The sequence below is a fragment of the Tenacibaculum sp. SG-28 genome (assembly GCF_002954385.1).
Lineage (GTDB): Bacteria > Bacteroidota > Bacteroidia > Flavobacteriales > Flavobacteriaceae > Polaribacter.
In genome coordinates this window covers 199,757-226,608 of record NZ_MQVY01000003.1, presented here as the reverse complement: position 1 = coordinate 226,608, position 26,852 = coordinate 199,757, and the positions used below count along the sequence as shown (strand labels likewise).

21 protein-coding genes and 2 pseudogenes are annotated in these 26,852 nt (G+C 35.4%); 12 read left to right on the top strand and 11 right to left on the bottom strand.

The features are described from left to right. Positions 1 to 50 precede the first annotated feature (50 nt). From BSU00_RS09200 to BSU00_RS09185, 3 genes are all read right to left on the bottom strand, one after another. Entirely contained in the window at positions 51 to 1,127 is a 1,077-nt protein-coding gene (locus BSU00_RS09200; protein WP_105004112.1) for an ABC transporter permease, read from the bottom strand. Positions 1,128 to 1,298: 171 nt separating this feature from the next. Further along, on the bottom strand, positions 1,299 to 2,996 hold the full coding sequence (lysS, locus tag BSU00_RS09195; protein WP_105004111.1) for a lysine--tRNA ligase: 1,698 nt from the start codon (positions 2,994 to 2,996) through the stop codon (positions 1,299 to 1,301). Positions 2,997 to 3,242: 246 nt separating this feature from the next. Continuing rightward, positions 3,243 to 3,746 (bottom strand): DUF456 domain-containing protein, encoded by a 504-nt coding sequence (locus BSU00_RS09185; protein ID WP_105004109.1) that lies wholly within the window; start codon positions 3,744 to 3,746, stop codon positions 3,243 to 3,245. 131 nt (positions 3,747 to 3,877) lie between these two features. On the opposite strand from BSU00_RS09185, the gene BSU00_RS09180 reads away from it, so the two are divergent. The 4 genes from BSU00_RS09180 (at position 3,878) to BSU00_RS09165 (ending at position 7,584) form a co-directional block, all read left to right on the top strand. Then, positions 3,878 to 4,240: a BlaI/MecI/CopY family transcriptional regulator gene (locus BSU00_RS09180; RefSeq protein WP_105004108.1), complete on the top strand. Its 363-nt coding sequence runs from the start codon at positions 3,878 to 3,880 to the stop codon at positions 4,238 to 4,240. Between the two features lie 2 nt (positions 4,241 to 4,242). Further along, complete coding sequence (locus BSU00_RS09175) at positions 4,243 to 5,748, top strand: M56 family metallopeptidase (RefSeq protein WP_105004107.1); 1,506 nt, start codon at positions 4,243 to 4,245, stop codon at positions 5,746 to 5,748. Positions 5,749 to 5,755: 7 nt separating this feature from the next. Further along, positions 5,756 to 7,018 carry a tetratricopeptide repeat protein gene (locus BSU00_RS09170; protein WP_105004106.1) on the top strand — a complete coding sequence of 421 codons (1,263 nt, stop codon included), beginning with the start codon at positions 5,756 to 5,758 and terminating at the stop codon, positions 7,016 to 7,018. A gap of 80 nt (positions 7,019 to 7,098) precedes the next feature. Next, on the top strand, positions 7,099 to 7,584 hold the full coding sequence (locus tag BSU00_RS09165; protein ID WP_146104833.1) for a hypothetical protein: 486 nt from the start codon (positions 7,099 to 7,101) through the stop codon (positions 7,582 to 7,584). Between the two features lie 38 nt (positions 7,585 to 7,622). Here the strand turns inward: BSU00_RS09165 and BSU00_RS09160 are convergent, their stop codons facing one another. Then, positions 7,623 to 9,134, bottom strand: coding sequence for a GH3 auxin-responsive promoter family protein (locus tag BSU00_RS09160; protein WP_105004230.1), 1,512 nt, complete (start codon positions 9,132 to 9,134; stop codon positions 7,623 to 7,625). A gap of 128 nt (positions 9,135 to 9,262) precedes the next feature. Here BSU00_RS09160 and BSU00_RS09155 point away from each other — a divergent pair. Beyond that, positions 9,263 to 10,065, top strand: a pseudogene (locus BSU00_RS09155) (DUF2797 domain-containing protein). Between the two features lie 60 nt (positions 10,066 to 10,125). On the opposite strand, the pseudogene BSU00_RS09150 reads toward BSU00_RS09155, so the two are convergent. Next, positions 10,126 to 11,824, bottom strand: a pseudogene (locus tag BSU00_RS09150) (formate--tetrahydrofolate ligase). Positions 11,825 to 12,010: 186 nt separating this feature from the next. Here BSU00_RS09150 and secDF point away from each other — a divergent pair. From secDF to BSU00_RS09130, 5 genes are all read left to right on the top strand, one after another. Beyond that, positions 12,011 to 15,022, top strand: coding sequence for a protein translocase subunit SecDF (gene secDF / locus BSU00_RS09145; RefSeq protein ID WP_105004104.1), 3,012 nt, complete (start codon positions 12,011 to 12,013; stop codon positions 15,020 to 15,022). 87 nt (positions 15,023 to 15,109) lie between these two features. Then, complete coding sequence (locus BSU00_RS09140; protein ID WP_105004103.1) at positions 15,110 to 16,228, top strand: adenylate kinase; 1,119 nt, start codon at positions 15,110 to 15,112, stop codon at positions 16,226 to 16,228. 61 nt (positions 16,229 to 16,289) lie between these two features. Further along, positions 16,290 to 17,279, top strand: a complete 990-nt coding sequence (gene obgE / locus BSU00_RS09135) for a GTPase ObgE (RefSeq protein ID WP_105004102.1) — start codon at positions 16,290 to 16,292, stop codon at positions 17,277 to 17,279. A gap of 243 nt (positions 17,280 to 17,522) precedes the next feature. Beyond that, positions 17,523 to 17,675, top strand: a complete 153-nt coding sequence (locus BSU00_RS12930; RefSeq protein ID WP_158254413.1) for a DUF5993 family protein — start codon at positions 17,523 to 17,525, stop codon at positions 17,673 to 17,675. A 4-nt stretch (positions 17,676 to 17,679) separates the two neighbouring features. Next, positions 17,680 to 18,207, top strand: coding sequence for a disulfide bond formation protein B (locus BSU00_RS09130; RefSeq protein WP_105004101.1), 528 nt, complete (start codon positions 17,680 to 17,682; stop codon positions 18,205 to 18,207). 70 nt (positions 18,208 to 18,277) lie between these two features. Here the strand turns inward: BSU00_RS09130 and BSU00_RS09125 are convergent, their stop codons facing one another. The 4 genes from BSU00_RS09125 to surE are packed head-to-tail and all read right to left on the bottom strand — an operon-like array spanning position 18,278 to position 20,957. Further along, positions 18,278 to 18,772 (bottom strand): C40 family peptidase, encoded by a 495-nt coding sequence (locus tag BSU00_RS09125; RefSeq protein ID WP_105004100.1) that lies wholly within the window; start codon positions 18,770 to 18,772, stop codon positions 18,278 to 18,280. Positions 18,773 to 18,775: 3 nt separating this feature from the next. Next, positions 18,776 to 19,891 carry a lipid-A-disaccharide synthase gene (gene lpxB, locus BSU00_RS09120; protein WP_105004099.1) on the bottom strand — a complete coding sequence of 372 codons (1,116 nt, stop codon included), beginning with the start codon at positions 19,889 to 19,891 and terminating at the stop codon, positions 18,776 to 18,778. Between the two features lie 20 nt (positions 19,892 to 19,911). Next, complete coding sequence (locus BSU00_RS09115) at positions 19,912 to 20,199, bottom strand: hypothetical protein (protein ID WP_105004098.1); 288 nt, start codon at positions 20,197 to 20,199, stop codon at positions 19,912 to 19,914. Beyond that, on the bottom strand, positions 20,187 to 20,957 hold the full coding sequence (gene surE, locus BSU00_RS09110; protein ID WP_105004097.1) for a 5'/3'-nucleotidase SurE: 771 nt from the start codon (positions 20,955 to 20,957) through the stop codon (positions 20,187 to 20,189). Before surE ends, BSU00_RS09115 begins: the two co-directional genes overlap by 13 nt. Before the next feature lie 396 nt (positions 20,958 to 21,353). Between surE and BSU00_RS09105 the strand changes: the two genes are divergently transcribed. Next, the gene (locus BSU00_RS09105) at positions 21,354 to 23,474 is read left to right on the top strand and encodes a carboxy terminal-processing peptidase (protein ID WP_105004096.1); all 2,121 of its coding nucleotides are present in this window, start codon (positions 21,354 to 21,356) and stop codon (positions 23,472 to 23,474) included. Positions 23,475 to 23,550: 76 nt separating this feature from the next. On the opposite strand, the gene BSU00_RS09100 is transcribed toward BSU00_RS09105, so the two are convergent. Together BSU00_RS09100 and BSU00_RS09095 are read right to left on the bottom strand one after the other, a co-directional pair. Then, a complete protein-coding gene (locus tag BSU00_RS09100; RefSeq protein WP_233188678.1) occupies positions 23,551 to 24,435 on the bottom strand; it encodes a mechanosensitive ion channel family protein in 885 nt (294 codons plus the stop codon). A gap of 375 nt (positions 24,436 to 24,810) precedes the next feature. Continuing rightward, positions 24,811 to 25,521 carry a queuosine precursor transporter gene (locus tag BSU00_RS09095; protein ID WP_105004095.1) on the bottom strand — a complete coding sequence of 237 codons (711 nt, stop codon included), beginning with the start codon at positions 25,519 to 25,521 and terminating at the stop codon, positions 24,811 to 24,813. Positions 25,522 to 25,586: 65 nt separating this feature from the next. Between BSU00_RS09095 and fabD the strand changes: the two genes are divergently transcribed. Continuing rightward, complete coding sequence (gene fabD / locus BSU00_RS09090; RefSeq protein ID WP_105004094.1) at positions 25,587 to 26,471, top strand: ACP S-malonyltransferase; 885 nt, start codon at positions 25,587 to 25,589, stop codon at positions 26,469 to 26,471. Positions 26,472 to 26,852: the final 381 nt, after the last annotated feature.

Genomic DNA, 26,852 nt, shown 5'->3' with positions numbered 1-26,852 from the left:
TATGTGTAAAGGGGACCTATTGTTAAAGTCTTTATAATTTTACTTCCCTATTAGGATTTCACGTCTAAAATGTCTCGTAAAGAATTTCCTAATAACATGAAGGCCATTACCAAGCCCATTATAGCGAGTCCAGGAATTATTGCCAGATACGGTTTCCCCAAAATAATATAGTTGTAGTGATTTTTTATCATGGCACCCCAGGATGGAGTAGGAGGTTGTGCCCCAATACCAAGAAAACTCAATCCGCTCTCAATAAGGATAGCGGCCGCAAAATTCGCTGCAGAAATAACAATTATCGGTGCAATTATATTGGGTAAAATATGTTTAAAAATTATTCGGATATCGGAGAAGCCCAAAGCCCTGGCAGCCTCTACATATTGTTCTTGTTTGGCACTGATTACCTGTCCTCTAACGATACGAGAAACCTCTACCCACATGGTTATACCGACCGCGATAAATACTTGCCAAAATCCTTTTCCCAATGCAAGGGTAATTGCTATTACTAAAAGTAAGGTAGGTATCGACCATGTTACGTTAATAATCCACATAATTAACGCATCTATTTTTCCGCCAAAATAACCTGCAATAGCACCAATTGGTATGCCTATAATTAGGGAAATAAATACGGCGATAAATCCAATAAAAAAAGATATTCTCGTTCCTATTAATAGCCTACTTAGAAGATCTCTTCCATATTTATCGGTACCAAACCAGAATGTTTTCGTGCGAATATACTTTTTAGGATTATTATTTACGATACTTAAATTGATTTTTTGTGTTAGTTGGTCAGCATACTTTACAATTTCTAAATGGTCTTCTTTAATAGTGTAGGATATAATTGGAATTTCCTTCGGAGTAGTTTTTTTACCATTTTTTAGAATGCTCCACCAATTTTCTTTTTCTTCTTCTAGTGCTGGTATTTGTAGCATTGTAACCGAAAAACCAGGTGGCTTGGAATGTATTTCCAAATGCATATCATTGGCTGCGGTGCTATTATCTGGGGCCAAAGCATAACAAAAAACAGCAATTAATCCACAAACAACAATATATACCAAGCTGATAAACCCCAGGGTGTTATTTTTACCAATACGCTTTAAATTATTCCAGATAGATTTTGAAGTAGCCATGTCTCAAAACTATTGAATCATTAGCGCTTCACCAACTTTTTTATGGCAAATTTAACAGGCACTCGGTTGCCTTACTTTTTGATTATTAATTTTGGTTACTTAGGAGATTAAACGGCATAAAAAACGAGAATTTACACCAGTAAATTCTCGTTTCTTTAAAGATGTTTTTTATTAAACCAAAGCAACAAAAAGACCTTCTTCTGTTTTTTCTACGGATGCGAGTTTGTTTTTGGTTAAGCCCTTGATGGTTTTATCCCATTTCTTGTTACTCAAGCCACTTTGCGCTTTGAGGTCATTTAATATTATTTTTTCGGCTTTCTGAAGTAGTGTTAAAACCGCTTTTTCGTCATCGTTAAGTGCTATCTCTGGTACCTTTTGTTCTGGTTTCATTTGTGGAAAAAATAGAACCTCCTGAATAGACGGGTTGTTGGTTAAGAACATGATTAGTCTATCCATTCCTATTCCTAGGCCAGAAGTAGGGGGCATTCCATACTCTAGGGCTCGTAAAAAGTCATTGTCAATAAAATCTCCTGCTTCGTCGTCTCCTCTTTCCGCCAATTTTAACTGTGCTTCAAAACGTTCTCGTTGGTCGATAGGATCATTCAATTCGGAATACGCATTTGCAATCTCTTTCCCACAAACCATTAATTCAAAACGTTCTGTTAGTTCCGGATTTTCGCGGTGTTCCTTACACAATGGAGACATTTCCTTAGGGTAGTCAGTAATGAAGGTTGGCTGGATATAGTTACCCTCACATTTTTCCCCAAAAATTTCATCGATCAATTTTCCTTTACCCATGGTGTTATCTACAGCAATACCCATGTCTATCGCTGCCGCTCTAATTTCATCTTCCGACTTTCCGTTGATATCAAATCCAGTGAAGTTTTTTATAGCGTCTGCCATAGTTACCCTTGCATACGGCGCTTTAAAGTCTACATGATGCTCGCCAAAAGTGGCTTTGGTAGTTCCGTTTACAGCCATGGCACAATATTCTAAGAGTTTTTCCGTAAACTCCATCATCCAATTATAATCTTTGTAGGCCACGTATATTTCCATGGCAGTAAATTCAGGATTATGCGTTCTATCCATACCTTCATTTCTGAAGTTCTTCGAAAATTCATAAACGCCATCAAAACCTCCAACAATCAATCGTTTCAAGTAAAGTTCATTAGCGATACGCATGTACAACGGAATGTCGAGGGCGTTGTGGTGCGTCACAAAAGGTCGTGCTGCTGCACCTCCCGGTATTGGTTGTAATATTGGCGTTTCTACCTCGAAGTAACCAGCATCGTTAAAAAATTGACGCATGGCAGTAAATAATTTTGTACGTTTTACAAAAACTTCTTTAACCTGTGGGTTTACTACCAAATCTACATAGCGTTGGCGATATCTCAATTCTGGGTCAGAGAAAGCGTCAAATACATTACCATCTGCATCTACTCTTGGTTGCGGTAAAGGTTTTAAGGATTTACTAAGTAGGCTGAAGTTTTTGACTAAAACTGTTTTTTCTCCTACTTGGGTGGTAAATAATTCGCCTTCGATTCCAATAAAGTCGCCAATATCTAAAAGTTTTTTGTATACCTCGTTGTATAGGCTCTTGTCTTCTCCAGTACAAATTTCATCTCTGTTGAAATATACTTGAACCCTGCCAAAACTATCTTGCAACTCAGCAAAAGAAGCTTTTCCCTGAATACGACGAGACATTAGTCTTCCAGCAATAATAACTTCTTTACCTTCTTCAAAGTTTTCTTTGAGTTCCTTGGAGTTGGTGTTTAAAGGAAAAAGGTCAGCGGGATATGGATTTATACCAAATGCTCTTAATTTGGCAAGCTTTTCTCTACGTACAACTTCTTGTTCTGATAATTGCATTGTTTACTTTTTTTAATAAGGAAGCAAAGATACAATCAATTGCAGAATAAACCAACGCATGTAAATAGGAGTTTTTTTAAAAAATAATCAAAAATTATTGTAGGTTTTGATTTAGTTTGTATATTTGCAGGCTGTCTTTTTATAAAAGCAGCATTTAGTTGTGTTGTTAAGGTGCTTAAATGCACCATGGTTTTGTTACCAATGGAAAGCTTCCCTGAGATGGGTTGCTTTTTTTTTGCCATTTTTTTAACCCCAAAAATTTGCTTTGAATTCCCAAAATGTGCTCAGAAATAAAACAAAATATACCACTGCAACCGAAAATTTTATCGTAGCAGAAGCCAAAAACCCCAGGAAGGCACCAAAAGACGCTTTTACTGCTCTATTTGTATCCGTGCCATCGTAGAGCAGTTCTCCAACAAGAGCGCCAACAAATGCACCAATCAGTATCCCAAAAGGAATGGGTGAAAAAAGTCCGATAACCAAACCAATCGTCGTTCCGTATACCCCATATTTTGATCCTCCAAACTTTTTAGTACCCAAAGCAGGAATAAAATAATCGAGGATGAAAATCAAGAGTGCAATGCAAAACGTTACTACTAAAAAAGAAGTGTCCATAGGAACAGCCTTACTCAAATGCAGTAATAACAAGCCTGTCCAGCTGGTAATAGGCCCCGGTAAGACAGGGAGAAATGCTCCAATAATCCCTAAAAAAGCCAATGTAAATCCTAAAAGTAACAGTATAATATCCATATAATTTGTTGTTCATTTCTACGCTACCAATTAGACGTTAAATGTTAAAATTTGTTACTTTTAACTAAGAAATTAGTTTTAACTAAAAAATTAGTTATATTTGTATTGGATATACATTTAAAACTGAAAAAATGAATAAGCAGTTAACAAAAGCAGAAGAGCAAATAATGCAAGTTTTGTGGCTTTTAAAAGAAGCCTCTGTAAAAGAGGTGATTGCAAAAATACCAGAGCCAAAACCTGCGTATAACACAGTCTCTACAATTATTAGAATACTAGAATCTAAAGAATTTGTGGGTCACAAGGCCAAGGGAAGAGGTTATGTGTATTTCCCAATTGTAGAAAAAGATTCGTACAGCAACCAATCGATACACAAATTGATGAATGGCTATTTTAACGGATCTTTTCAAAGCTTGGTTTCCTTTTTTGTGAAGGAGAATAATATGGATATACAAGAGTTGGAACAAATTTTGAAAGAAGTAAATAAAAAGAAATAGCTATGGTAGATTATTGTATTCAAGTAATCCTTTTTCAGATCATATTTTTGTTAGTGTATGATGTGTTTTTATGTAGAGAGACTTTTTTTAAGAAGAATCGAATTTATTTATTAGCCACTGCGATGGCTTCATTTATACTCCCAAAAATGCAGTTTTCTGTGCTTAGAGAATCCGTTAATCCCGAGTTTTATGTGCTTCTTCCGGATATTATTATTTCGCCGCAAGCTGCTATAGAAAAAAAAGAATGGTATGCATCTTTTTCAACCTTAGATACTATTATAGCTATTGGTTGCTTTGTATTTTTAGTAATTTTTATACTTAAGCTAGGTAAAATAGGTTGGCTTGTTTATAAAAATCGTTCCATTACAAAAGCAAATTACCATTTGGTAGTCTTACCGAATACCACCAAGGCCTTTTCTTTTTTTAATTTTATATTTATCGGTTCGCTCATTGCTAAGTCGAAACAACAAGAAATTGTACAACATGAAATCGTTCACGTAAACCAAAAGCACACGATAGATTTGTTATTTTTTGAACTGCTGCGAATTGTAATGTGGTTTAATCCGATGGTATACCTATACCAAAAGCGAATCACCTTAGTACACGAATATTTAACTGATGCTGAAGTTGGTAAAACCATGGAAAAAGACAACTACATCAGTACCTTATTAGCAGATGTTTTTCAGGTGGAAAATATCTCTTTTACCAATCAATTTTATAAACAATCACTTTTAAAAAAACGAATTATTATGATTAAGAAGAATCACTCCAAAAAAGCCAAACAATTAAAGTATTTATTTTTAGTACCCGCATTAATAGCCATGCTGTTTTATACGTCGTGTAGTAACGAAGCAGAGGTCGAATCCTCTATTTCAGAAAAAGAACAAATTAAACTTTACAATGGAGATAAGAGAGAACCTATAACTATAAAAGAAGTTTCGAGCCATTTCGATGTCAATTCTTCCTATGATAATCAAATATTAGGAACGGAAATTGATTATGCAAGTTTATCTGCTGAAGTAAAAGAAAGTATTAAAATGTTATTTAAGAAAGGAATAATACATGATGGTGAAGTTAAGTTTTCGGAGTACAATGGTAGAAAAATTATTAATATATTTCCTGCAACACCCCCTTCTAGTAAAAGTACAGTGATGCAGATCGAAGAGGTACCTTTTTCTAAATTAGATAAATATCCAACTTTTCCAGGATGTCCTGAAGGGGATAAAGACTGCCTTCAGAAAAGTTTTAACACCTTTGTAAAGAATAATTTTGACGCTACTATGGCAGATAATTTAGGGCTCAAAGCAGGTAGAACACGAATTTTAGCGACTTTTCGAATTGGGAAAAATGGTATGATTACCGATCTTAAAGTTAGGGCACCCCATGAGAAATTAAAAGAACACACGATGCAAATCTTACAACAACTACCAAAGACGCTTCCGGGTGAAAAAGATGGTAAAATTGTAGAAACATCGTATACGCTTCCAATTCGTTTTGAGGTAAAATAATTAAAACATGCTTATTAAAAAGATAGTATGGTTTTGGGTAACTTTGGTAGTATCCTACAATAGTATTGCTCAGGAAGATACCTACAAAGAAGAAACCCATGATTTACTTCAAATCGGTAGGTATAAAGAAGCTTTGAAGTGCCTAGATGGCGCTTCAGCATCTTTTACTGTGTTGCGACAAAGGGCTGAGATTTATGAAAAAATTGACGAATACCAAAAGGCAATTTTTTGGTACGAAAAAGCATTACAACTTAATGAGGATGTTGTCCTAAAAAATAGATTGGCGCGTCTTTACAAAACGATAGGGCAGAATTATAAAGCCATTTCTATCTACGAGGGTTTGCTTGCAAAAGACTCCGATAACTCTCTAGCTGCCTACCAATTGGCGAAGTTATTACTACAAGTAAAAAAACCAAAAAAAGCAATACCACTGTTACAAGAATTACAGAAAGTAGATACCGAAAATGCTAATTATTTTTACCACGAAGGTATTGTTTATACCATGCTTAAAAATAAAAATAAAGCGATTGATAATTTTTTGCAAGCCTATCGTAAAAACGATGCTCATTTTAAAGCAATAGAACGTCTCGCCTATGCCTATGTGCTATTATATGACAAAGATTCTACTGCGCTATTTGTGAATCGTGGTTTGGAACTACGTCCGGAGCATATCGCTATGAATAAAATAAAAATCAATGCTTTATATCGCGATAAAAAGTATGCTAAAGCGGAACAGCTGTTGCAAAAAATGGATACGATTACTCCCAATGCTATATATGTAAAAAAGATGTTGGGGCGAACTTGCTTGAAGCTAAAAGAATACCAAAAGGCAAAACAATATTTCCAACAAGCCCAGAAACTAGACAGAACCGATTATAAGATTTGCACCTACCTTGGAGATATCGCCTATGAGGAGCAAATGTTTAAAGATGCTAGTTTGCACTACATGATGGCTACCTTTATTGGAAAAGATAAAAGAGATGCCGAATATTACCAGCTGGCAAGAACACAAGAAAAACTAGAAAAGCCCAAAGCGGCACTAAAGAGCTATGCAAGTGCCATGCAAGAAAATAGAAATAATTACCGAGCATTGTACCAACTGGCAAATTTATCTGAAAACATTTACGAAGATAAAACCATCGCATTGCGACACTATCAAAAGTACCTAGAACGATTTAAGAGTTCTGATCCGGTGTTAACCAAGGCGGTTGATGAAAGAATTGAAGAAATTAAAAAATTCTATTTCAAAAAAGGAATTTCACTAGAATAAAAGCAAGGAATAGCAAGTATTTCTTACAATGCATGGATACCAGTAAAATAATTTGTACTTTTCCTCTAAAAACCAACTAGATGCGATGGTGCTCGATTATTTTCTTATGCATGTGCATTACCTTGTTTTTGTCTTGTGATTCTGGTGTTTTTTCAACAAAGAATTCGAAGCATGCGAATACAGATTCCGTTATGGATTATGGTACTGTAGATGTTTCTCCTTATTTCGAAGTTTGTGATAGCTTAACTACTGTCGAAAAAGAAGATTGTTTCCGCACAACCATGCATGCTTCTGTTGCCGAAACGTTAGGAGGTGTTTCTTTTTTTGTGACCAAAGATATTGAGGAAACGGTTCTCGTGTATCTGCAGATCAATGCAAAAGGAAGAATAAAATTAAAAAAAATAGAAGCCACTGATTTACTCGAAGAGGAAATACCAGAATTAAAAGAAGTACTGCAAAAAGCAATACACGAATTGCCGAGAATTCATCCAGCCTATAAAAATAATCTACCAGTAACTTCAGAGTATATTTTACCTATTACTGTTTTTGTACAAGGGACAACGTAATGTTAAAAATGCTTGCGAACTAAGGCACAGTGTAGCAATTATTCTAACCGTAATAATTCTTCAACAAAATCACGGCTATTCGAAAGTCTTGGAACCTTGTGCTGACCTCCTAACTTTCCTTTTTCTTTGAGCCAGTCGTAAAAAAGGCCTTCTCTTGCTAGATTAATTTTGGGCATAGCCAAGGTCATGTTGTTATAGCGTTTTGCTTCATAGTCTGAATTACATGCTTTTAGAGAGTTGTCTAGAAGCTCCGTGAAAAAGGATATAGATTCCGGGGCTTTCTTAAATTCTATCACCCATTCGTGTCCTCCTTTGCTATTTTCTTCCATAAAAATTGGCCCTACAGTATAATCTCGAATACAACTATTAGTTTTGTTACAAGCTACTTTTAAAGCTTCTTCTGCATTCTCAATAATCAGTTCTTCTCCAAATACGTTAATGTGGTGTTTGGTTCTCCCGGTGATTTTAATTCGATAGGGATTTGTTGCGGTAAATTTTACAGTGTCTCCAATCAAATAACGCCACAAGCCACCATTGGAAGTAATGACGACAGCATAGTTCACATCTTTCTCTACTTTTTCCAGAGGAATGGCAACCGAATTTTCACCACGGTACGAATGCATGGGTATAAATTCATAAAAAATACCGTAGTCGAGCATTAACAACAATTCCTCGGAGTTGTTTTTATCCTGAATAGCAAAAAAGCCTTCAGATGCGTTATAGGTTTCGTAATATTTAAAATCTTTGCTCGGAATTAATTTCTCGTATTGTTCTCGATAAGGATTAAAGTTTACACCGCCATGAAAGTACACTTCCAGATTGGGCCAAACTTCTAAAATATTGTTTTTTCCTGTTTTTTCTAAAACACGATGAAGAAGCACTAACATCCATGATGGAACTCCAACCAAGCTAGTAATATTTTCGTGAATAGTCTCTTCAATAATAGCCTCCATTTTAGTCTCCCACTCGGTCATTAGAGCAACCTCTTGTTTAGGGGCAGAACTGAAGTCTGCCCAAAAAGGCATATTTTCTATTATAATTGCCGATAAATCTCCGAAATATGAATTGTTATCCTCATAAATCGCCGAACTTCCACCTAATCTAAGGCCTTTTCCGATGAATAATTGCGTATTTTCGTTGTTGTTTATGTACAGGCAAAGCATGTCCTTTCCTGCCTTCATATGACAGTTTTCAATAGCCTCATCACTCACCGGGATGAACTTACTCTTTGCATTAGTAGTGCCGCTCGACTTGGCAAACCAGCGAATTTGACTAGGCCAAAAAATATTTTGCTCTCCTTTTCGACACCTTTCTATGTATGGTTCGATACTTTCGTATTTTTGAATCGGTAACGTAGCAGCAAAATCCGAATAGGATGTAATTCCTGAAAAGTTATAGCGTTCTCCTATTTCTGTGTTTTTTGCTGTTTTTAGTAGTTTGAAAAGTAATTCATTTTGCACATCAACAGGGTACTTCAGAAAAAGCTCAACTTGATGCTTTCTCTTTTTAAGAAACCAAGAAATGAGTGAATTTATAAATGGAAAAGGCATATATTTTTTTAAGTTTGTCTTTTTAATTTTTGGTGTTTTTTGTTTAGGCAAAAACACGTTTTCTTTTCTTAATTTCATTTGGAACTGAAAACAAATATTTTTTAGCTAAAAGTAATAAAATTTAGGTTATGCAATATCAAGGAGTCTTAAAAAAAATGGTAACAGAAAATTTAGATACCGTACAGTATTACTTAAGTACAGCATCTGATTACTTGCATCTTAATCAATTAATGGGGAAAACGATCTCCCTAGAATTTTTACATTACGAATGTTTAAGTTGTGGCATGGATAAGGAAATTTACCGACAAGGTTTTTGTAAAAGTTGCTTTTTCGAAACTGCAAGTGCAGGAGATTGGATTATGAGACCTGAATTGAGCAAGGCACATCTCGGTATTGAAGATAGAGATTTAGAATACGAAACAAAGGTACAGTTACAGCCACATATTGTTTATTTAGCAAATTCTAGTAATGTAAAAGTTGGGGTAACGAGAAAGACGCAAGTTCCAACCCGTTGGATCGATCAGGGGGCACACGAGGCTATTGAAATTGTTGAGGTGCCAAATAGATACCTCGCAGGAATTACAGAGGTGGCCCTTAAAGAACACGTCGCAGATAAAACTAACTGGCGTAAAATGTTAAAGAATGATAATGAGGATGAAAGTTTAACTGCTTGGAGAGATAAATTACAGGCTTTTATTCCGGAGGAGGCTAAAGCTTACTTTATTGCAAATAATACAGAAACGACGTTAAACTTTCCTGTGGAGGCTATCCCGAAAAACCTAAAAGTTTGAATTTAAAGAAAGAGAATTTTTACAGCGGCAAGTTGGTGGGTGTAAAGGGGCAGTACTTAATTTTTAAAGATGAAACTGTTTTTAATGTCCGAGCAAATGAAGGTTTGGTAGTAAAACTAACCATAGAAAAAGAAGCTTAATGAGTTTACATTAAAGTATTTAATAAAAATGGGAGTTTGAAAACTCCCATTTTTTGTACTTTAAGATAGTCCCGATATTTTCCCGATATTGTCAATTTGCATTCCCTCTGAAGCCGGGATTGCCGGTAAACCAGGCATACGCATCATTTTTCCCAGTATAGGAATGATAAATTGTGCTCCTGCAGCAATTTCGATTTCGCGCACCGTAACTGTAAAATCTTTTGGTCTTCCGCGAAGTGCATCATTGTCAGAAAAAGATTTTTGCGTTTTGGCCATGCATATCGCAAAATCGTTAAACCCTAATCGTTCTATTCTTCTAAGATTCAATTGTGCTTTTTTACTGTATTCAACAGCAGAGGCTCCGTAAATCTCTTTTGCAATTGTTTCTATTTTTGTGGTAACAGGGCTTTTCCAATCGTAAAGAGGTTTGTATTTTGTAGCTTTATTTTCTACAATATGTACAACAGCTTTAGCAAGATTTTTGGTGCCTTCACCACCTTTGGCCCAACCTTCTGAAACGATAGCATTTACGCCTAGATCTTTACAGGTTTGTACCACGTATGAAACTTCTTCCTCAGTATCTGAGATAAAAGAATTGATGGCGACAACCGGTTCTATATTGTGTTTTCGAATGTTTTCGATATGTTTTTCTAAATTTTCAAATCCTCGTTGTACAAATTCTAAACTAGGGGTATTGTACGCTTCTTTTTTGGCGCCACCATGATGTCTTAAAGCTCTTATGGTAGCACCAAAACAACGCACTTCGGATTCAATCCTGCATAGGCAGATTTGATATTTAAAAACTTCTCTGCCCCTAAATCTGCACCAAAGCCTGCTTCTGTAACCACATAATTTGATAAGGATAATCCCATTTTTGTAGCAATTATTGTATTGGTTCCTTGCGCAATATTTGCAAATGGCCCTCCGTGTATAATGGCAGGGTTTTCTTCGAGAGTTTGCACTAAATTTGGTTTGATGGCATCTTTTAATAAAATAGCATGGCATCTTGCGCTTTTAAATCTCGGGCAAAAATTGGTTGTTTGTCAAAGGTAAAACCAATAAAAATATTTCCGAGACGTTCCTTTAGATTGTCGAAACTTGTGGCCATACATAAAATTGCCATTACCTCAGAAGCAGGGGTGATGTTAAAGCCATCTTCACGAGGTATGCCATTTGCTGTTCCACCTAGTCCTATTGTAATTTGACGCAGTGCTCTGTCATTCATATCTATAACACGCTTCCATAAAATGGTTCTCGGGTCTATGTTTAGGTTGTTTGTTTTGCTTTGTAAATTATTGTCTATTAACGCAGATAATAAATTATTAGCTTTTTCAATAGCATTAAAATCTCCGGTGAAGTGTAAGTTAATATCCTCCATTGGAACGACCTGTGAGTAGCCTCCGCCGGCAGCACCTCCTTTGATGCCAAAAACAGGTCCTAAAGAAGGTTCTCGTAACACTACAGTTGCTTGTTTTCCTATTTTATTTAATCCTTCTGTTAATCCAATAGAAACAGTTGTCTTTCCTTCACCTGCAGGTGTTGGCGTTAGTGCGGTAACCAAGACTAAATTATTTTGTTTTACCTTTTTTTCATCGATTAAATGAAGTGGGAGTTTACTTTTGTATTTCCCATACATTTCTAGGTGTTCCTCTGCAATATCTAATTTTTTCGCAATTTCTTTGATGTGCCGTAATTCTTTAGCTTGTGCGATTTCAATATCGCTAAGATGTGCTTTGGTATTTTTCGTTGTTTGTGTCATTTTCATTTTTTTAACGGCTTATTGTGGTATAAGCGACATTCAAATATAACCAATATCTGAGTTAATTATTACTAATACTATTGCGAAAGCCGCCTCACTTTCATAAATATAGTAAAACAATTGGGAAATCTTTTTTGAAATACTATATTTGCACGTTTTAAAAAAAGTCGATTTAAATTATAAAAGATGCAGAACAAAGGTCTTATTAAATTATTTGCTATTCTTTTTGGATTAGTAAGTTTATACCAATTGTCGTTTACCTTTTTCGCTAACAAAGTGGAAGACAGCGCAAAAGAATATGCGAATGCTAATGTAAAGGATAGGAGCGGTAGAGCACTTAATGAGTTGGAGAGAAGATACTTGGATAGTGTAGCGAACAAAGATGTAGTAGATTTAGGCGTTGCAAAATACACCTATAACGATATCAGGGATAAAGAAATGAACCTTGGTTTAGATTTAAAAGGAGGTATCAATGCAATTTTACAGGTGTCTGTAAAAGATATCTTAATTGGATTGTCTAACGAGTCTACAAATCCAATTTTCAACGAAGCATTAGCAAAAGCCGATGAGGCGCAAAAAGATAGTCAAGACGATTATCTAGATTTATTTTTCGAGCAATTCGAAACGCTGAGTAACGGAACCGTAAAGCTAAGTGATCCTTCCATTTTTGGAACTAAAGCCTTACGTGAAAAAATCGACCGAAATAAAACAGATGCTGAGGTAAAAGAAGTACTACAAGAAGAAATTAATGTATCGATTACTACTGCTTTTGAGGTGTTGCGTAGTCGTATTGATAAGTTTGGTGTAGTACAACCTAACATACAACGTATTGGTACTTCAGGAAGAATACAAGTAGAACTTCCAGGGGCAAAAGACATTGAACGTGTAAAGAATCTTTTGCAAAGTACAGCAGAACTACAATTCTGGGAAGTATACACCAATGCGGAGTTAATTCAGTTTTTTGTGCAAGCCAATGCGAAATCAATCGATTTGCTAAAAGACGAAGAAACAGATAAAGTTGCTGTTGTTAAAGATACTGCAAAAACAGAAGATAGTATCGACGATTTACTAGGAGATACTGCTGATTCTACGAAGGTAGACACACAAAAAATGTTGTTTACGTATCTTAGTCCTAACCAGCAACAGTTAAGCTCTACAATAGCATACGCTAGTGTTAAAGATACTGCTGTAGTAAATAGTTTATTAGAAAGTAAAGAGATTCGAGCATTATTGCCGAAAGAGTTGAGGTATGCAAAGTTTTTATGGGGTTATAAACCAATTACACCACAAAGAACTGCAGAAACACCAGAAGAGCAAGATTTATCAGCAATCCTAGAATTGTATGCGGTTAAGTCTAATAGAAATGATGAGGCACCGATACAAGGAGATGTTATTGCAGATGCAAGTCAGGATTTCCACCCAACGAGAGCCAACCAACCTGTTGTAAACATGCAAATGAATGGTGCTGGTACCAAATTATGGGGAAAAATGACGACAGAAAATGCTGGAAAATTCGTAGCGGTAGTGTTAGACGATTATGTGTATACTGCACCTTCTGTTAACGAACCAATTACTTCAGGTAGTACGCAAATTTCAGGTGGTACCATGACCGTTAATGAAGCTAAAGATATTGCAACAGTATTAAAAGCGGGTAAATTACCTGCCCCAGCAAGAATTATTGAAGCAGAAGTAGTAGGGCCATCACTAGGGCAAGAGTCTATCGATGCTAGTATTTGGTCTTTTGGTTTAGCAATTTTATTGGTGTTAATTTGGATGGTATTGTACTACGGTAAAGCAGGAATCTATGCCAACATCGCTTTAATTGTTAATATTTTATTCATCTTTGGAATACTTGCTTCCTTTAATTCGGTACTAACATTACCTGGTATCGCTGGTATTATTCTTACCATTGGTATGTCTGTAGATGCCAACGTGATTATTTTTGAAAGAATTAAAGAAGGTTTATTTGGCGGCAAAGGACTAGCTACCTCTGTAGAGGAAGGGTTTAGTATTAAGGGAGCCTTATCTGCTATTATCGATGCCAACATTACGACCTTATTAACAGGTATTATTTTATATTCTTTTGGTACCGGTCCTATTAAAGGATTTGCCTTAACTCTAATGATTGGTATTGCTACCTCATTATTTACAGCGGTATTTATTACACGATTATTAATCGACGGCGCGGTAACAAAAGGAACCAATTTAACGTTTAACACCAATATTTCTAAAAATTGGTTTAACAATATCAACTTTGATTTCTTATCTAAGCGCAAGCTAGCTTATATTATATCAGGTTCTTTAATCCTTATTGGTTTAGTTTCTATGGCGACACTTGGTTTAAAACAAGGAGTTGATTTTAAAGGTGGGCGTTCGTACATAGTTCGTTTTGACCAAGAAATGAAAGCAAATGAAGTAGCAGCTACCTTAAAAGATGCTTTTGGAACTGCTCCGGAAGTAAAAACATACGGTGCAAATAATCAATTAAAAATCACTACGGTGTACAAGATTGATGACAAGAGTATGGAGGTAGATGAAGAAGTGCAAAGTACTCTTTACAAAGGATTACAACCTTATTTAGGAGATTTATCTTACGAGAGTTTCAAGCCAGGTTTTGAAAAAATTGAAAACCAAGGAGGAATAATGAGCTATAACAAAGTAGATCCAACCATTGCAGATGATATCAAACAAGCCGCATTTTGGGCTGTATTTGGTTCTTTATTGGTGGTTTTCCTATACATTTTATTGCGATTTAGAAAAGTAGAGTTTTCTATTGGTGCCGTAGTGGCAGTATTTCACGATGTCTTAGTGGTACTTGGAGTCTTTTCTATCCTGTACAAAGTTATGCCATTCGACATGGAAATAGGACAATCTTTTATCGCGGCAATACTAACGGTAGTTGGATACTCACTGAATGATACCGTGGTAATTTTTGATAGAATTCGCGAGTACGCGAACAATAGTAAAAACTTTAGTGCAAATCTTGTCGATAGAGCTTTAAGCAGTACCTTAGGAAGAACTATAAATACCTCATTAACTACCTTATTGGTAATGTTGGCAATTTTCTTCTTTGGAGGGGATAGTATCAAAGGATTTATGTTTGCCTTAATCATAGGGGTAATCGTTGGTACGTATTCTTCTTTATTCGTTGCAACACCGATCATGTTTGACGTAGCTAAAAAGAGAGCAAAAAAATAGTATACCAAGAAAATAGTATAGAACCGTTTTGAACAATATTCAAAACGGTTTTTTCATTTAGTACCAACCAACTATCTTTGTAGCCTAATGAAAATTACAAAACTGCACGATTTATACTTTAAAGAATTTATCTCTGCAAAAGAGATCCAAGGCCTTGTTAAGGAGCTTGTTGTAGCGGTGAAGAAAGATATGGCATCCGATGAGGTACCTTTGTTTATTGGTATTTTAAATGGTTCTTTTGTGTTTGTAGCAGATTTCGTAAGAGAATTCAATAGAGATTGTGAGGTCTCTTTTGTAAAGTTGGCTTCTTATCAAGGAACTTCCACAACAGAAAAAGTAACCAAACTTATCGGCATCAATGAAGACTTATCCGGTCGTACTGTGATTATTCTCGAGGATATTATTGATACCGGAACCACTTTACAAGAAATTTATCAAATATTTAAAACTAAACATTTAAAAGAACTAAAAATAGCTACCCTTTTATTTAAGCCAGATGTATACCGAAAAGAGTTACCAATAAATTATATTGGAAAGAGTATTACAGATACATTTGTGGTAGGGTATGGCCTAGATTACAATGGGTATGGAAGAAACCTGAAGGCTATTTATCAGTTAACAACACAACCAAAAATGAAGAATATCGTATTATTTGGCCCTCCTGGAGCAGGGAAAGGAACACAAGCTGTTTTATTAAAAGACAAATACAACTTAGTACATATCTCAACAGGAGATGTTTTTCGCTACAACATTAAAAACCAAACTGAACTTGGTGTATTAGCAAAGCAATACATGGATGCGGGTGATTTGGTACCTGACGAAGTAACGATTAACATGTTAAAGGCTGAAGTAGAGAAAAATGAAGGAGTAAACGGATTTATATTCGACGGTTTTCCAAGAACACAATCTCAGGCAGAAGCTTTGGATAGTTTCTTAGCGGAAAAAGGTGCTGTTATAAATGGTATGGTTGCATTAGAAGTTCCAGAAGATTTGTTAGTAGAACGCATCCTTGAAAGAGGAAAGACTAGCGGAAGATCGGATGATACAGATGAACTTAAAATTAGAAATCGCTTTAACGAATACAATACGAAAACAGCGATTTTAAAAGATTTTTATCAAGATAAAGGAAATTATTTTGGAGTAAATGGCGTGGGTTCTATCGAAGAGATCACCAACCGTTTAACCGAGGTTTTTGATACGTTATAATAAGGGAGTTTCTTTTTGCTAAAACTGTAAAGGTTGTCTTTCTTCGTAAATTATAGAACACATGACTGAAGGTAATTTTGTCGATTACATTAAAATTTATGCGTCTTCTGGAAAAGGAGGAAGAGGTTCAGCGCATTTGCATCGGGAGAAATTTGTTGCCAAAGGAGGACCTGATGGAGGTGATGGTGGTCGCGGAGGTCACGTAATAGCCCGTGGGGATAAATCCATGTGGACTTTATTTCATTTGAAATATAAAAGACATTTTAAAGCAGATCATGGTGGTGATGGTGGAAGCAGCAGAAGTACTGGTAGTGATGGTAACGACGTAGTTATTCCGGTTCCTTTAGGTACCATATTTAAAGATGCAGACACCGATGAAGTTCTATTTGAAATTACCGAAGACGGCCAAGATGTTGTTTTATTAGAAGGAGGTAAAGGCGGAAGAGGAAATTGGCATTTTAAGTCTTCTACCAATCAAACTCCACGGTATGCTCAACCAGGTATTGAGGGTCTAGAAGCGTGGTTCCGTATCGAACTAAAAATATTGGCAGATGTTGGATTGGTCGGGTTTCCTAATGCAGGAAAGTCTACCTTATTATCTGTTATAACTGCAGCAAAGCCAAAAATTGCAGATTATGCATTTACCACCTTAAAACCCAATCTAGGAATTGTCGAATACCGAAACCATCAAAGTTTTGTAATGGCTGATATTCCTGGTATTATCGAGGGAGCCTCAGAGGGTAAAGGTTTAGGACATTATTTTTTACGGCATATCGAACGAAACTCTGTATTGTTATTTTTAGTTGCAGCAGACAGCGATGATATTAAAAAAGAGTACGCAGTTTTATTAAATGAATTAAAAAAACACAACCCGGAACTCTTAGACAAGCAACGATTGTTAGCTATTTCTAAAAGTGACATGCTCGACGAAGAATTGATCGAAGAAATAAAACAAGAGTTACCAGAAGGAGTAGCAACTATATTTATTTCTTCTGTGGCACAATCTGGTCTAGTAGAATTAAAAGATACACTTTGGGGAATGTTAAATTAAGCTATTTCCTAACTATAAAAAAGCTATTCTTTTCTAAAGAATAGCTTTTATTTACACCAGTATCAAAGATTCCAACGGGCAAATAAGATGGTTTTTTACGGTTTATCCGCTGTGTTTTATTTTAGGTTACCGTATTTTTACTATGTTTAATTATTCGTTTGGTTTTTTTATCGAGTTATTTCATGATATCCTTTATTGTCTATTCATTAGAAAATAGTATTTTAGAAACACTAAATCGAAAATATGAGTTTAATTTTTTTAGCCTACGGAATTGCCTTTCTTTTTTTATTTAGGAAAGATAAAAAGAAAGCCTACTATTTTTTTGCCCTTGCAACTATAGCAAGTATCGCAATGTTTTTCTACCACACCACTTCTTCCTTAAATTTAAACTTTTAATTTCATGACTGCCTTAAAATATTTCAATAGTATTTGTATTCTAATCGTTTGCAGTATTCTGCTAGGAGCACTTTATTTCCAATTTGGATTGCACGAAGATCCATGTCCTCTTTGTCTATTGCAAAGAATGGGGATGATAGGAGTAATTTTTGGATTGTCGTTAAATGTTATTTTTGGGTTCGATGCAAAACATTTTGCTGTGGTACTCGTAGCTGCATTAGTGGGAATGGTATTTTCTGTACGCCAGGTGTTATTGCATATTTGCCCTGTGCCAGGAGATACTGGTTATGGAACTCCGGTTTTTGGGATGCATTTATATACATGGGGAGTGCTTATTTTTATTGCCAGTATATTAGGTTCCTCCATATTTTTGTTTTTTAATGATCGTTTTCCTGCAAAAGAAACCCATACCATAGAAAAATTTGAAAAGTATGTGGTGGCATTTGCTACTATTCTCATTTTTGTAAATTTTGTTGCCACAATTTTTGAGTGTCAACTGGGCCCCTGTTGCGAAAATGGCCCATGTCTATAGCTCGTCAAAATCCATGTAGGCTTCCATTAGTTTGTTTAAAATAAGAGTTCTTGTAAACGGCAAATTAAGGCTATAATACTCTTTTTGCTTTTACAAACGTTCGTTTCCAGTACGGTTGCTCCATATTACTTACGATAACTCCTTTGGAAGTTGTAGAATGTATAAAATAGACAGTTTTGTTTTTTATAGAAGTAACTAAGCCAACGTGGTTAATTCGTCCTCGCTTTTTAGAGGTAATAAAAAATAATAAATCACCGCGTTGAACATTTTTTAAAGTAATAGGTTTTCCATATTTATACATTTCCCCGGAAGTTCTCGGGATATCTCTATTTCTCTCTTTAAACGACGTATAGATCAATCCAGAACAATCCATGCCTTTTTTTGTAGTGCCTCCGTATCGGTAGGGAGTTCCTTTATAGCTTACCGCGGTCCAGGTTATTTTATCTGCTACAGTAGCTTTTGGTTCGTTGGTTTTTCTTGGGTTATAGGAACTGGTTGTTTTACTAGATCCACAAGAAGTAAGCGAAAATACGATGTAAAGTAGGATGGCAAGTCGTTTAAACATTGGTTAGTTTTCTTTTAAGCCTTTAACAATTAATTGCGCAGTTTTTTCTGAGGCCCCTTTTCCACCTAATTTTTCTTCTAAGTCGTGGTATTCTGAAAATACTTGCTTTCGATGTTCTGTAGTTAGAATTTTTTGAAGCTCTCTTTTTAAATTCAGTTTCGTAAAATCATTTTGTATGAGTTCGGTAACCACCTCATTGTTCATAATGAGATTTACCAAAGAAATGTATTCTAGCGTGATAATTCGTTTTGCTATTTGATACGAAATTGCGCTTCCTTTATAACAAACCACTTGCGGAACTTTAAAAAGAGCGGTTTCTAATGTTGCAGTTCCGGAGGCCACAATTGCTGCATGGGAAATACTCAATAAGTCATAGGTTTGGTTGGGAACAAATTTAATAGTTGTATCGGTCATGAAAGACTCGTAAAAAGCTTTGCTTTGACTTGGTGCACCAGCTACGACAAATTGGTAGGCTTTAAAGTCTTCCACTACAGAGGTCATAACCGATAACATTTTGCTAATTTCCTGCTTTCTGCTTCCGGGGAGTAAAGCGATAATCTCTTTATTTCCCAGGGCATATTTTTGTCTAAAAGCTAGCTCGTCAATTGGATTTCGTCCTGCAATGCCATCGATAAGTGGATGTCCCACAAAGGTTACAGGGTAGTTGTATTTGGCATAAAAAGCTTTTTCAAATGGCAGAATAACGTACATACTATCAATATCCCTCTTTATATTTTTCACCCTGCTTGCCCTACTGGCCCATACTTGTGGAGAAATATAATAGTTAGTTTTGAAATTCTTCTCTTTTGCCCACTTTGCGATGCGTAGATTAAATCCGGAATTGTCAATAAAAATTATAACATCAGGCTTGAAACTTTCAATATCTTTTTTACAAAATGAAATATAGCCCAGAATTTTTTTGAGATTAAATAAAACTTCTATGAACCCCATAAAAGAACGTTCTTTGTAATGTACAACGATATCGCCGCCCACATTTTTCATTAGGTCGCCTCCCCAAAAACGAATTTCAGCATTCGGGTCTTTTCGGAATAACTCTTTCATTAGGTTTGCTCCGTGTAAATCTCCTGAAGCTTCTCCAACAAGGATATAGTATTTCATAGTATAATACGAGAAATCGCTTAAATGAATTTTAAAATAAACGTGCTAATTGCGATGCCAATTGTAGCAATTAATACACCTCTAGCTCGGTAATCTTGTTTTTTCTTCAAAAAAACAAAAAAAACAAACAGGTTGGGTATGGCCGCAATCGCAATTACGGTTCCCAAAAGTCCTCCTTCGAATATCTTTTGCAAGGTCAACGATGGATCCGATTCTACCACATATTGCGTGTAAAGAAAAAAACCACAGGCCGTTGCGAATAGAGAAACCGCAATTCCAATTAAAATTTCTTTTTTTATAGATCCCATGTATTCAATTTTTGTATGGCGTGGTGTGCTGTCATGTCAAATTGCACTGGCACCATCGATATATAACCATTCTCTAATGCCCAAATATCGGTATCTTGTCCGTTATCTTTATTAATAAACTCTCCTGTTAACCAATAGTAATCTTTTCCATACGGACTTTTGCGCTTGTCAAAGTTTTCTTTCCAAAATCCATTGGCTTGTCTACAAACTCGAATTCCTTTTATTTCGTTTTTCTTTAACTTGGGGATGTTTACGTTTAAAATAACTCCTTCCGGTAAGCCGTTTAGCAATACGTTCAAAACAATTTTTTTAATAAAACTTTCAGCAGCTCTAAAATCGGCATGCCAATCGAAGTCTAACAGGGAAAAACCTATTGCAGGAATGCCTTCTATACCAGCCTCTATTGCAGCACTCATCGTTCCAGAATACAAAACGCTTATAGAAGAGTTCGAGCCGTGATTAATGCCAGAAACACAGAGGTCAGGTGTTCTGTTGAGTATTTCTGTTTTTGCCATTTTTACGCAATCTGCCGGTGTTCCAGAACAGCTGTATTCAATTTGTGGTCCTTCATCGATAGTGATAGGATTACAGTGTAAAACATTGTTTACGGTAATCGCATGTCCCATGCCACTTTGTGGGCTATCTGGGGCTACAACAACCACATCTCCAATTTTATTCATTATCTGAATAAGCATTCGAATTCCGGGTGCAGTAATACCATCATCGTTGGTAACTAAAATTAAAGGTTTTTTCTGCATAGTTATTGGTTTGTAACAAATGTAATACAAAAAGAATAGTTTTTTAACATTTTCTAAAGATAGAATCCCTCTATTTATGCGTAAAATTGTATGTAAATCAAATACCTATGCTTCAAGCGATATTAAGTTTTCTAGTTTTTGTTTTGACATCCCTATGCATTTTTTTGTAAATCTAAAGAAGTTTTTAATTCTTTCGTTTGAAAAAAAATCAGCGCTTAGCCGATGAAAATTGGATGTTATTTAAATTCTAATAGAATGTAAAAATTGCACTTTAAAATTAGTGCAATAACCTAAAGAAATTTGTATTTTTATAAAACATAAATTATATCACCTCAATCTTGTTCATTGAACAAATCAATACCGTAATATAAGTATAGTTAAACCGACAGAAGATATATGAAGACGAAATTAAGTATCTACATTGTAACCCTTTTACTAAGTGTATCCAATTTATTTGCGCATTCTAGATCAGAGGGGTCAGATCCAGAAAAGGATAAAGTAATAGTGTATGTTTTAAATAATATTTTGAGCAGATATCACTATGTGAAAAAGCAGTTAGATGATGATTTTTCAGAACATGTTTATACTGATTTTATCAATGCGTTAGATCCGAGAAGGAGGTATTTTACACAAGAAGACTTAGAGGAATTCTCACAATATAAGTTTACAATAGATAACCAATTAAAAGAGACAAACATTGATTTTTATAAATTGGTATATGGAAGGTTTCTTCAAAAATTAGAATCTTCAAAAGAAGCGTATAGAACGCTTTTGAAAGTGCCATTTAATTACAAGAAAAAAGAAAGTATAAGCTTAGATTATGACAATCTACCGTTTGCGAAAGACGCTGAAGAGTTATTAGATTACTGGAGAAAGGATCTAAAATTTTCTATTCTTGAGAGAATTCATATGGAGGAGTTAGAGCAAAAAGAAAAAGCTAAAGAGGATGCTTCTTTCCAAAAGAAATCTTTTGAAGTTCTAGAGCAAGATGCTCGTGCAAAAGTTCTAGAAAATATGAATGATTTGTATACTCGTATTGAAGAATTAGAGAATTCTGATTGGTACTCTGTTTTCTTAAATAGCGTAGTTAGTGGTTTTGACCCACATACCTCGTATATGTCTCCAAAAGTCAAGTCGCGATTTGATCAAGACATGTCTGGTAAGTTAGAAGGTATTGGAGCAAGACTTCAAAAGAAAGGGATGTATACCCATATTGTTGAATTAATTTCTGGAGGGCCAGCTTGGAAACAAGGAGATCTTGAGGCTGGAGATATTATTTTAAAAGTAGCACAAGCTGACGGTGAACCTACCGATATTGTAGGCATGCGTTTGGATGATGCAATTACTTTTATAAAAGGAAAAAAAGGGTCTGAGGTTAGGCTTACTGTAAAAAAGAAAATTGATGGTTCGACTAAAGTTATATCGATTATTAGAGATGTTGTAGAACTAGAAGAAACTTTTGTGAAGTCTAGTATAGTAGAAAAAAAAGGAAAAAAATACGGGATTATTCATTTGCCGAGATTTTATATAGATTTTAACGACACAAGCAGAAGAGACGCCGCTAAAGATATGGAAAAGGAAATCCAAACCCTCAAAGAAGAAGGGGTTAGTGGCTTGATTGTTGATTTACGAAGTAATGGGGGAGGTTCACTTAAAACAGCCATTGAAATAGGAGGGCTTTTTATTGATAAGGGTCCTATAGTTCAGGTGAAATACAGAGGAGAAGATCCTTTGGTAAAGAATGATATCGATGAAAAAATACAGTGGAATGGTCCATTGGTGGTTATGGTAAATGAATTTTCAGCCTCTGCATCAGAAATTTTTGCTGCAGCAATGCAAGATTACAAGCGAGGGGTTATCATTGGAGGGAAACAAACCTACGGCAAAGGAACCGTTCAAAATTTAGTACCTCTAAATAGATTTTATGACAATTATCCTAGTGATTTAGGTGCCTTAAAAATGACTATTCAGAAATTTTATCGCATCAATGGAGGATCGACGCAGATAGAAGGGGTGTATTCCGATATTGCATTGCCTTCAAGATATAGCTACATGGATTTTGGAGAACGCGATCTAGACGGAGCGTTGCCATGGGATAAAGTACAACAGGCAAAATATAAAACCACAAATTCCTACAGTAATTTTCAGGACGTTATTTACAATAGTAAACAACGAGTTTTGAAAAATGACCAATTTCAGAAAGTCAATGATTACGCAAAATGGTTGAAAGACGGACAGGATAAAAATGTGTATTCTCTCAACTATAATCTTTACAAAGCAAATAGCGACATGGAGGATGCAAAAAGAGAACAATTCTCTAATATTTTCAAATTTGAATCTAATTCTGAATTCACTTCCCCTAAGTACGAACAAGAATTGTTTAAAAAAGACAGTGTCTTAGAGTCGAAAAGATTGGCATGGCATAAAAATTTAAAGAAAGATATGTACGTGAATGAAGCGTTAAATGTTCTTTCTGAGTTGAAAATGAAAAATAATAATTTACTAGTAAAACACTAATTATTAGTACAGATACTTAAAAAAAGCTTCCTGATTTGGGAAGCTTTTTTAATGCATTAATCTAATCTTAAATCCCTTATTTTTGGAGCTTGGCAATGTCCTTACTAGACGGATTTTCGAAAATTTCTAAATCGAAATAAGTCGTACTTGCCAATATATGGTCAAAAATATCAGAGATGATTCGTTCGTAGTGTTCCCAAACTTTTATTTTGCTGAAGGCATATATTTCAAGAGGGATTCCATTTGGAGTTGGATCGAGTTGCCTTGTCATTACCAAAAGGTTTTGGTTGATATCCGGGTGCTGCTGTAAGTAAAGATCAATATACTTTCTAAACAGACCAAGATTGGTTAGGTTTCTTCCATTAATTAAAAGTGTTTTGTCTATGTTATGTGCCACATTAAAGGTGGAAATTTCCTCGGTTACGCTTTCGATATAGTCTTTTAAAACGGTGATGTTTTTATAAGTTTGCACCTCCTCATCGGCTAAAAAACGAACAGAATTACCTTTTATTAATATCGATCGTTTAATCCTCCTTCCTCCAGAATTACTCATTGCTCGCCAATTTTTAAAAGAATCTGAAATCAAGGAATAGGTAGGGATACTAGTTACGGTGTTATCAAAGTTTTTTACAATTACGGATGCTAAATTTATAGCAATTACATTGCCATCAGCACCAAATTTTTCCATAGTAATCCAATCGTTAAGTCGCACTGTGTCATTAATCGATATTTGAATACTGGCGACAAAACCCAAAATGGTATCCTTAAAAATTAGAAGCAGCACCGCAGAAAAAGCTCCAAGAACAGTAAACAATCCTAAAAGTGACTTTCCGGTAAGTATAGAGAAAGAAACAATAATTCCAACCATCCACAATACCACCATAAAAATTTGTATGTACGACTCTAAAGGTTTGTCTTTAAAAGAAGAAAACTCTCGCAAGTAATCCTTTATGGTTCGCAATACCGATCGAATGAACCATATAATAAAAACGGTAATAACAACAGCCGTAATTTTTCTGCATATTTCAAGACTCTTGGAAAGTATTCGAAAAGTATCTCCAAAGAAATATTAAATATAAGGAGCATTACAATTCTTGCGATATTTAAAAATACTTTGTTTTTAATTAAGAGATCGTCGAAAGAAGTTCGCGTTTTAGAAGCTAATCTGTGCAAAAATTTTCTACTGAAAAAACGCAAGGTTTTAAATAAAATATAACCAATTATTAAAATGAGAATTAAGTTAACAATCAAGCTGAGATATACAGAACTTTCATGCGATAAAGAAAAATACTCTTTAAAAATATTATAAAAAAAATTGCGATTCATACCTGGTCTTTTAAGAATCAAAGGTAGCTAATTCCTCTCCAACTTCAAGGTTAAAAGCTTTTCTGAAAAGGTATACACAACCGTATAAGAGAGGTGTGTCTAGTGCTGCGATTACTATTTTAAATAAAACTCCACTCATCAATAGCCCGAGAAATTTATCCCAAGCAATTATTTCAAAGGAGCATAGCAGAAGGAGTACCGTTAAAGTGTCTATAAATTGCGAGGTAAAGGTAGAGAAGTTATTCCTGAGCCATAGGTGTTTTCCGTTGGTGAATTTCTTCCAGAAGTGATATACTCTAATGTCTATAAATTGGGCAAAAAGATAGGCCATCATTGAAGCAAAAACTGCTAGTGGTGTGGCACCAAAAACTTGAGTAAACGTATTGTCGTTTACGGGAGACCAATTTATTGCAGGTACCTCCATTGCAATGTAAATTATTCCTAGAGAAAAGAAAGAGGCGAAAATTCCAGCAATAACCACCTGATTAGCTTTCTTTTTACCATAGATTTCCGACAAGATATCCGTGATAAGAAATGTTAAGGGGTACGGCAGTAAACCAACAGAGATTTCGAATAATTTCACATCAAAAATAGCAAGATCTATAGGGTACCAATAGAAAAACTTTTGAAATATTAAATTTGAAGTTACCAAAGAAGCAATGAAAAGTGCTGCTAATATGAGGTAGATTTGTTGTGCTTTAATTTTTTGTTTTGCTGTCATAAATATGTCCAAAGATAGTAATTTTAAATATTGTATTTTTGTCAGCGAAACAAAAAAAACAACTAATGAAAGCGTATATTTTTCCAGGTCAAGGAGCGCAATTTACAGGAATGGGTTTGGACCTTTATGAGAAGTCACCTATTGCTCAAGAACTTTTTGAAAAAGCAAATTCTATTTTAGGATTTAGTATAACGGATGTGATGTTTGAAGGAACAACAGAGGAGTTAAAACAAACCAAAGTAACACAGCCTGCGATATTTTTACACTCTGTAATATTGGCAAAAGTTTTAGGAGACGATTTTACTCCGCAAATGGTAGCTGGTCACTCTTTAGGAGAGCTATCGGCTTTGGTTGCCAATCAATGTCTCTCATTTGAAGACGGACTAACCTTAGTTTCTAAAAGAGCCCAAGCAATGCAGAAAGCGTGTGAGATGCAAGAATCAACCATGGCTGCTGTTCTAGGTTTGGAAGATGCAGTTGTAGAAGAGGTTTGTGCGGCTGTTCCAGGTGTTGTCGTTGCTGCAAATTACAATTGTCCGGGGCAATTGGTGATATCAGGAGAAATTCAAGCAGTAGAAAAAGCGTGTGAAGCTCTAAAAGAGAAAGGAGCTAAGCGAGCTTTAGTATTGCCTGTCGGAGGAGCATTTCACTCTCCAATGATGGAACCAGCAAGAGAAGAATTAGCCAAAGCTATTGAAGAAACAGAATTTAAGGCGCCAATTTGCCCGGTATATCAAAACGTGGTTGCAAAGGCAGTAACGGATCCACAAGAGATAAAAAAGAATTTAATCTTACAGTTAACGGCTCCGGTAAAATGGACCCAATGTATTCAAGCCATGGTCGCCGATGGAGGAAAAGAGTTTGTTGAGGTAGGGCCAGGAAAAGTATTACAAGGCTTAATGCGCAAGATAGACAGAAGTGTGACTGCTTCAGGAGCTTCACTTTCTTAACTCCTATATCTAGAACATTAAAAAAAGGGGATGACATCTGTAAGGATTGCAGCCCTTTTTTATTTTATAGTTGTAAGTAGTTATTGTTTTTAATATGCAGTGTAACATATTTTTTTGGATTAATATATTGAAAAAAAGACTCTTATGTGCTTTTAATACAATTCGTGAAAAATAATTTAAAAAAGAGCATTGTTAAGCGGAAAAAAGGTTCTATGTTTGCACCCGCTAACGGGGAAACGGGTTTGTTTTTTAGGGTAGTGAAGTTCATTAACAGCAGAGTGTTATCGGGGTTTAAAAAAATAAGTACTTAAAAAGCTTGTTTTGGGTATTAAAAAGTTAGTATCTTTGCAGCCCTGCTTTTGTAAAAGCAGATGCGGATTT

Excerpts from the sequence above, each read along its gene's own strand:
- BSU00_RS09200 (WP_105004112.1), bottom strand. The coding sequence starts at position 1,127 with ATGGCTACTTCAAAATCTATCTGGAATAATTTAAAGCGTATTGGTAAA.
- lysS (WP_105004111.1), bottom strand. The coding sequence starts at position 2,996 with ATGCAATTATCAGAACAAGAAGTTGTACGTAGAGAAAAGCTTGCCAAA.
- BSU00_RS09185 (WP_105004109.1), bottom strand. The coding sequence starts at position 3,746 with ATGGATATTATACTGTTACTTTTAGGATTTACATTGGCTTTTTTAGGG.
- BSU00_RS09180 (WP_105004108.1), top strand. The coding sequence starts at position 3,878 with ATGAATAAGCAGTTAACAAAAGCAGAAGAGCAAATAATGCAAGTTTTG.
- BSU00_RS09175 (WP_105004107.1), top strand. The coding sequence starts at position 4,243 with ATGGTAGATTATTGTATTCAAGTAATCCTTTTTCAGATCATATTTTTG.
- BSU00_RS09170 (WP_105004106.1), top strand. The coding sequence starts at position 5,756 with ATGCTTATTAAAAAGATAGTATGGTTTTGGGTAACTTTGGTAGTATCC.
- BSU00_RS09165 (WP_146104833.1), top strand. The coding sequence starts at position 7,099 with ATGCGATGGTGCTCGATTATTTTCTTATGCATGTGCATTACCTTGTTT.
- BSU00_RS09160 (WP_105004230.1), bottom strand. The coding sequence starts at position 9,134 with ATGCCTTTTCCATTTATAAATTCACTCATTTCTTGGTTTCTTAAAAAG.
- secDF (WP_105004104.1), top strand. The coding sequence starts at position 12,011 with ATGCAGAACAAAGGTCTTATTAAATTATTTGCTATTCTTTTTGGATTA.
- BSU00_RS09140 (WP_105004103.1), top strand. The coding sequence starts at position 15,110 with ATGAAAATTACAAAACTGCACGATTTATACTTTAAAGAATTTATCTCT.
- obgE (WP_105004102.1), top strand. The coding sequence starts at position 16,290 with ATGACTGAAGGTAATTTTGTCGATTACATTAAAATTTATGCGTCTTCT.
- BSU00_RS12930 (WP_158254413.1), top strand. The coding sequence starts at position 17,523 with ATGAGTTTAATTTTTTTAGCCTACGGAATTGCCTTTCTTTTTTTATTT.
- BSU00_RS09130 (WP_105004101.1), top strand. The coding sequence starts at position 17,680 with ATGACTGCCTTAAAATATTTCAATAGTATTTGTATTCTAATCGTTTGC.
- BSU00_RS09125 (WP_105004100.1), bottom strand. The coding sequence starts at position 18,772 with ATGTTTAAACGACTTGCCATCCTACTTTACATCGTATTTTCGCTTACT.
- lpxB (WP_105004099.1), bottom strand. The coding sequence starts at position 19,891 with ATGAAATACTATATCCTTGTTGGAGAAGCTTCAGGAGATTTACACGGA.
- BSU00_RS09115 (WP_105004098.1), bottom strand. The coding sequence starts at position 20,199 with ATGGGATCTATAAAAAAAGAAATTTTAATTGGAATTGCGGTTTCTCTA.
- surE (WP_105004097.1), bottom strand. The coding sequence starts at position 20,957 with ATGCAGAAAAAACCTTTAATTTTAGTTACCAACGATGATGGTATTACT.
- BSU00_RS09105 (WP_105004096.1), top strand. The coding sequence starts at position 21,354 with ATGAAGACGAAATTAAGTATCTACATTGTAACCCTTTTACTAAGTGTA.
- BSU00_RS09095 (WP_105004095.1), bottom strand. The coding sequence starts at position 25,521 with ATGACAGCAAAACAAAAAATTAAAGCACAACAAATCTACCTCATATTA.
- fabD (WP_105004094.1), top strand. The coding sequence starts at position 25,587 with ATGAAAGCGTATATTTTTCCAGGTCAAGGAGCGCAATTTACAGGAATG.